The 5,979-nt window shown below is 72.9% G+C and carries 9 protein-coding genes; 3 read left to right on the forward strand and 6 right to left on the reverse strand.

All coding sequences use genetic code 11. From position 1 onward, the window contains the following. Positions 1–301 (reverse strand): GTPase (locus ACOJUF_RS02320; protein ID WP_420120253.1); only part of this gene is annotated, 301 nt, incomplete at its 3' end. A 6-nt stretch (positions 302–307) separates the two neighbouring features. Next, entirely contained in the window at positions 308–898 is a 591-nt protein-coding gene (locus ACOJUF_RS02325) for a hypothetical protein (RefSeq protein ID WP_420120254.1), read from the reverse strand. A 70-nt stretch (positions 899–968) separates the two neighbouring features. Here ACOJUF_RS02325 and ACOJUF_RS02330 point away from each other — a divergent pair, with 70 nt between their 5' ends. Further along, positions 969–1,640, forward strand: coding sequence for a TetR/AcrR family transcriptional regulator (locus ACOJUF_RS02330; protein ID WP_420120255.1), 672 nt, complete (start codon positions 969–971; stop codon positions 1,638–1,640). On the opposite strand, the gene ACOJUF_RS02335 is transcribed toward ACOJUF_RS02330, so the two are convergent. Further along, the gene (locus ACOJUF_RS02335) at positions 1,641–2,261 is read right to left on the reverse strand and encodes a class I SAM-dependent methyltransferase (RefSeq protein WP_420120256.1); all 621 of its coding nucleotides are present in this window, start codon (positions 2,259–2,261) and stop codon (positions 1,641–1,643) included. Between the two features lie 18 nt (positions 2,262–2,279). Between ACOJUF_RS02335 and ACOJUF_RS02340 the strand changes: the two genes are divergently transcribed. After that, a complete protein-coding gene (locus ACOJUF_RS02340) occupies positions 2,280–3,170 on the forward strand; it encodes a DNA-3-methyladenine glycosylase family protein (RefSeq protein ID WP_420120257.1) in 891 nt (296 codons plus the stop codon). A gap of 148 nt (positions 3,171–3,318) precedes the next feature. After that, complete coding sequence (locus tag ACOJUF_RS02345) at positions 3,319–3,516, forward strand: hypothetical protein (protein ID WP_420120258.1); 198 nt, start codon at positions 3,319–3,321, stop codon at positions 3,514–3,516. 21 nt (positions 3,517–3,537) lie between these two features. Here ACOJUF_RS02345 and ACOJUF_RS02350 read toward each other — a convergent pair whose 3' ends face one another. From ACOJUF_RS02350 to ACOJUF_RS02360, 3 genes are all read right to left on the reverse strand, one after another. Continuing rightward, complete coding sequence (locus tag ACOJUF_RS02350) at positions 3,538–4,260, reverse strand: sirohydrochlorin chelatase (RefSeq protein ID WP_420120259.1); 723 nt, start codon at positions 4,258–4,260, stop codon at positions 3,538–3,540. Positions 4,261–4,373: 113 nt separating this feature from the next. After that, on the reverse strand, positions 4,374–5,276 hold the full coding sequence (locus tag ACOJUF_RS02355) for an ABC transporter permease (protein WP_420120260.1): 903 nt from the start codon (positions 5,274–5,276) through the stop codon (positions 4,374–4,376). Then, positions 5,263–5,979 (reverse strand): ABC transporter ATP-binding protein (locus ACOJUF_RS02360; RefSeq protein ID WP_420120261.1); only part of this gene is annotated, 717 nt, incomplete at its 5' end. The genes ACOJUF_RS02360 and ACOJUF_RS02355, both read right to left, overlap by 14 nt.

Here is a 5,979-nt window from a genome sequence, read left to right on the forward strand (position 1 = left end):
AGATCGCGTCGGCCTCGCGGATGTTGGCCAGGAACTTGTTGCCCAGCCCGGCCCCCTCGCTGGCCCCCTTGACGATGCCGGCGATGTCCACGAACGAGACCGTGGCCGGCACGGTCTTGGCCGACCCGAACACCTCGGCCAGCTGGTCGAGCCGCGGATCCGGGATCGGCACCACCCCGACGTTCGGCTCGATCGTCGCGAACGGGTAGTTGGCGGCCAGCACGTTGGCCTTGGTCAGGGCGTTGAACACGGTGGACTTGCCGACGTTGGGCAGGCCGACGATGCCGAGGGTCAGACTCACGAGGCGTCAGTCTACGGTCGCCGCCCGATCCTCCGGCCGTCCGTGACGGGCGGTGGCGGTCGTCGCGGTCGCCGCGGCCGGGGGCTTGCGGGGCGAGACCGTGTCGCAGATCGCCACCACGAGCTCGATCGCCAGGATCAGGCCCAGCAGGTGCACGGTGGACAGGAACGGGTCGAACGAGGTGCCGGCGACCCACGCGAGGCCGGCCATCACGGCCACGGCGATGACGGCGGCCAGCCCGGTCCGGCCCACATTGAGCCAGCTGGCGCGGGTCTGGGCGGCGCCGTACCGCTTGACCGGCGCCGAACCGCCGGCGAACCGGTGCGCGAACCGCACGTCGGCCCAGCGGATCATCGCGTGCCCGTAGGCGATGGAGAAGCCCAGGTAGATCGCGGCCAGGGCGTGCGCCGCCCCCGGTTCGGCTCCGGACCGCAGGTGCAGCGCCGTGGCCACCAGCAGCACCAGGTCCAGCACGGGGGCCATGACGAGCAGGGCCGCCCCGAGTGCGGGACGCCGGAGCAGGTACCGGGCGGCCAGACCCAGCACGATCGCGACCCAGAACCCGATCTCGCACGCCAGGATCACCGAATAGATCATGTTCGCCCCCTTTGTCAGCACGACTGTGTTGATTAAGCTAGCACAGTCGTGCTGACATATGATGGATCCCGTGCCCCGACTCATCGATCACGACCAGCGTCGGGAGGAGCTCGCCCGGGCTCTGTGGCAGGTGGTCACGGACAAGGGCATCGGCGCGGTGTCCATCCGCGAGGTGGCCGCGACCGCGGGCGTCTCGGCCGGTTCGCTGCGGCACCTGTTCCCCACCCGTGAGCAGCTTGTCATCGCGGCCGCCGAGCAGATGCTGCACAACGTCGAGCGCCGCATCCTGGCCCTGCCCCGGGATGTCCCGCCGCTCCGGTTCGCCGAACATGCGCTGGCCCAGGCCCTCCCGCTGGACGCCGAGCGGCGCACCGAGTTCGCGGTCAACCTGGCCCTGGTGGCCGAGGAACCCGCCGTCCCGGCCCTGGCCGGGATCCGCCGGCAGACCTACGACGATCTGCGCCGGCTGTGCCGGCTGGTGGTCGGCATCCTGCAACCGGCCGACCGAGCGGCGAGCGAACCGGATGACGGCGGCCACGAACCCCACGGCGACGACATCGGGACCGCGCTCGACACGGCGGCCCGGCGGCTGCACGTGCTGGTGGACGGGCTGGCGTTCCACCTGTTCCAGAGCGACCGGGACGACGGCTGGGCGCTGGAGACGTTGCGGGCCGAGCTCGCGACGATCGCCACGCCGACCCTCACGCCGACCCCCGGGCCGGCCCCGGCTCCGGCGCGATGATCAGGCCGGCCGGCGCAGCACCGTGACGGCCCAGTCGGCATCGTCCCGCCAGGGGTCCAGGTGCCAGGTGGCGAACCGGTGCTCGACGACCAGCCCGACAGCCTCGGCGTCGGCGTCCAGGTCCCCGACCCCGTACTCCCGGTCGGTGGCGAACCCGGTGACCAGGCGACCACCCGGCACCAGCAGTCCGTGCACCACGCCCAGCACGTCCCGTTCGGTGCCCGCGGCCAGGTAGACCATCACATTGCCGGGCAGCGCGACGATGTCGAACGCCACCGGCTCGCCCGCCGCGGCCAAGGCGGCCGGCGCCAGCAACAGATCGGCGACCAGGTACGACGGGCCGGGGTACCGGTCACGGGCCACGGCGACCAGCCCGGCGTCGCGGTCGACGCCGACCACCCGGTGTCCCATCCGGTGCAGCGCTCCGGACACCCGCCCGGGCCCGCAGCCACCGTCGAGGACGGTCGAGCCGCGGGCCGCCAGCATATCGACGAAGCGCGCCTCGCCGTCCAGGTCGACGCCCTCCCGGTGCAGCCGCTCGAACCGGTCGACGTACCAGTCCCACTTCTTGCCCACGACGGTCAGTTCCCAGCGGGTCGGCGGCGTGGCGGGATCGGTCACCGGCGCATGATGGCACGAGTGAGCGTCCCCCTGCCCGATCCCGTCTTGCTCGACCTGCCCGTCACCGGCCCGTTCGCCGCCGACCGGCTGCTGGCCTTCCTGAACCGGGAGTCCGTGCCCGGGGTCGAGTACGTCCGGGGCCGGGAGTACGCCCGGACCCTCCGCCTGGGGTCGGGCGACGACGCCGAGGTCGGCACCATCCGGCTGGAGCTGCCGGCACCGGACGGCCCGCCCGTGGTCCGCGCCGCCCTCCGGTTCGCCGCCCGGCTCGACGAGGCCGTCGAGCGGTGCCGTCACCTGCTCGACCTGGACACCGACGGTGCGGCGGTCGACCGAGTGCTGCGGACCGACCCGGGCCTGCGGCCATCCGTCGACCGCTGGCCGGGCCTGCGGGTGCCCGGCACCGCCGAGCCCGGCGAGACCATGGTGCGGACCATCCTGGGCCAGCAGGTGTCGGTGGCGGGCGCCCGCACCGCGGCGACCCGGCTCGTCGCGCTGGCCGACGACCGGCTGCCCGAGCCCGTCGACGGGCTCACCCACCTGTTCCCGGAACCGGCCCGCATCGCCGCGCTCGGACCGTCCGCGTTCGTCGGGCCGCGGATCCGGGCGCAGGCGGTGGTCGCGGCCGCCGCCGCGATCGCCGACGGGACCCTGGATCTGCACCGCACCGACGCGCATGCCCGCGGCGTCCTGCTGGGCATGCCCGGCATCGGGCCCTGGACCGCGAACTACCTGTCCATGCGCATCTTCGGCGACGCCGACGTGCTGCTCGTCGACGATCTCGCCGTCCGCCGGGGGGCCGCCGCGCTCGGTCTGCCCGACCAACCCAAGGACCTCGCCGCCCGCGGGCTGGACTGGCGGCCGTTCCGGTCGTACGCCGGCATGCACCTGTGGGCCGCATCCGGCTGACCGCACCGTCAAGGACCACCTCAATCCCGCCACGCTGATCACATCGCCGTTTCGGGGCTGATCCACGCCCGGAAACGGCGCGTTGATCAGCGACCCTGCGGTGGTCGATGGTGGCCTCGCAGGCTCGGCCAACTTAGACTCACGAACCGTGACGACCACCCCGGACGGCAACCCGTCGGACAACCCGAACCCGGCCGACGCCGAGCAGCATCGCTCCGCCGGCGAGGAGCTCGAGTGGATCGGTGCCGAGGTCGAGGCGCGGCCGAAGGTCCAGTTCTGGATCTGGATCGGCGTCGCCGCCGTGCTAGTCATCGCGCTGATCTTCATCATCGTCACCGCCCTGTAGCGCGCGGCCGGGCCGCCACGCTCAGGACGGCGCGGCCAACGCCTCCGCGTAGCGAAGCAGCACCAGTTCGGCCAGGGCCGTGCCCAGCGGGGCGGCCACCTCGGCCCCGATGTCCAGCGCGGCTCGGGTGATGCCGTCGAGGAGCAGGCCCGGGGCCAGGAACAGCGGCACGACGCCGATCCGGCGGTGCTCGGCCGTCGCCCGGGCCAGGACGTCGGCCGCCTTCGGCTCGCCGACCGTGGCGAACCCCGCCCACACCGGCCCCAGGCGCCGTTCGCTCCACCGGCGGGCCAAATCGTGCACCGCCCGGTTCGCCGTGTCCCGGCTCGACCCGACGGCGAACAGCAGGATCGCCTCGTGCGCGGCGATGTGAGCGCGCGCGGCCGACTCGTCCAACGCGAGCAGCACGTCCTCGCCCATCCCGAGGATGCCGGCCAGCCGCAGCGCCACCCCGGTGTCCAGCTCGGCGTTGCCGACCGCGGTGGGCACGTCCACGGTCGCGTGGAAGGCATCGGTGAACAGCAGCGGGACCACGACCGCCGAATCGAACCCCGATTCCTCCCGGGCGCGCGCGATCGCGGTGGCCAGGTCGGGCTCGCTCAGGTCGAGGAACGCCGGGATGGCGCGCAGGCCGGGCCGCATGGCGGCGGCCGCGCGCATCACCTCGCCGATGACGACGGCGGCCCGCGGGTCCCGGCTGCCGTGGGCCAGTCCGATCAACGGCGGAAGAGGGCGCACGCTCACTCGGTCAGGCTAGTGGCCGATGGTGGCCTCGCAAGCTCAGCCGACCGGGGACGGCGAAGCGGGCCCGGCGAACCGGACCCGCTTCCCGACTGCCGCGGGTGTCCCCGCACCGCTCAGCGGTTGCCGGTCAGCCCCCTGGCCTCCAGGATCGCCCGCTCCAGCGGGCGGAACATGATCAGCTCCACGCCGACGCCGACCACGAAGATCAGGATCAGCCCGGCGTACAGCAGCGGCGCGTCCGACAAGTCGCGGCCCTGATTCATCAGCTGGCCGAGCCCGAAACCGAGCTTGGACGAGGTGACGATCAGCTCGGCGGCCATCAGCGAGCGCCAGGAGAACGCCCAGCCCTGCCGCAGGCCGGCCAGGAAGCCGGGCAGCGCGGCCGGAATGAGCACGTGCCGGGCCTGGCCCCACCAGCCCAGACCCAGCACCTTGCCGACCCGGGTGTACAGCGGCGGCACCTGGTCGATGCCGGCGGTCAGCCCGTTGGCGATCGACGGCACTGCGCCGAGCAGCACGACCATGTAGATCATCGCCGGGCTGATCTGGAACCACAGGATGGCCAGCGGCACCCAGGCCACCGACGGCATCGACTGCAGGCCGGACAGCAACGGACCGACCGACGCGCGAATCCACTTGAACCGGGCGACCGCCAGCCCGATCGGCACGGCCAGCACGATGGCCATCGCGAACCCGAACAGGCCGCGGGACAGGCTGGTCCAGATCGTCTGCCAGGCCTGGCCCGACTCCAGCAGCCGGCCCAGCTCGCTGAACACCGCGGCCGGCGACGGCAGCATCACCTCCGGCTTCACACCGAGCAGGTAGACGATCTCCCAGATGACCAGCACCAGGATCAGCGCCAGGAACGGCGGCACGATCGACGTGCCCAACCGCTTCCACCACGGGTCGCGGTGGCGTTCGGGCTCCTCGAGGGCGTCCAGGCCGGCGCCGACCGCCGCCGTGTCCTCGCGCTCGACCTCTTCCTTGGTGATGACGGAATCGTCAAGCGCGGGCATGGCTGTCGTCCTTCGTGAGCTGGCGGGGCAGGCCGGCCGCGGCGGCGGGCACGGCCGAGGCGGCGTGGCTGGCGATCTCCTCGCGCAGCCGCAGGGTGATCTCGGCCGCCAAGGCGCCGACGGCGGGGTGCTCGATCGTCCGCGGACCGCGGATGTTGATCTTCCACTCGCCGACGACGCGGCCCGGTCGGGACGACAGCAGCACGACGCGCTGGCCCAGCCGCACCGCCTCCCGCACGTTGTGGGTGACGAAGACGATGCTGTTGCCCGTCTCCTTCCACACCCGGGTCAGCTCGTCGTGCATGACGTCCCGGGTGATCGCGTCGAGCGCGGCGAAGGGTTCGTCCATGAGCAGCACATCGCTGTTCTGGCCCAGCGCGCGGGCCAGCGCGACCCGCTGGCGCTGGCCACCGGACAGCTCGTGCACCCGCCGGTCGGAGTGCCCGGACAACCGGACCAGATCGAGCAGTTCCTCGACCCGGGCCGACCGCTGCGCCCGCGCGACCCCCGCGTACTTCAGGGCCAGGGCGATGTTCTGGCCCGCGGTCAACCACGGGAACAGCGCCGACTCCTGGAACATCAGCGCCGGCCGCCCGGCGCTGGTGACGGTGCCCGTGGTCGGCGTGTCCAGGTGGCTGATCAGGTTCAGCAGCGTGGACTTGCCGCAACCGGAGGCACCGAGCAGGCAGACGAACTCGCCGGG

Source organism: Nakamurella sp. (genome assembly GCF_048594475.1).
GTDB lineage: Bacteria > Actinomycetota > Actinomycetes > Mycobacteriales > Nakamurellaceae > Nakamurella.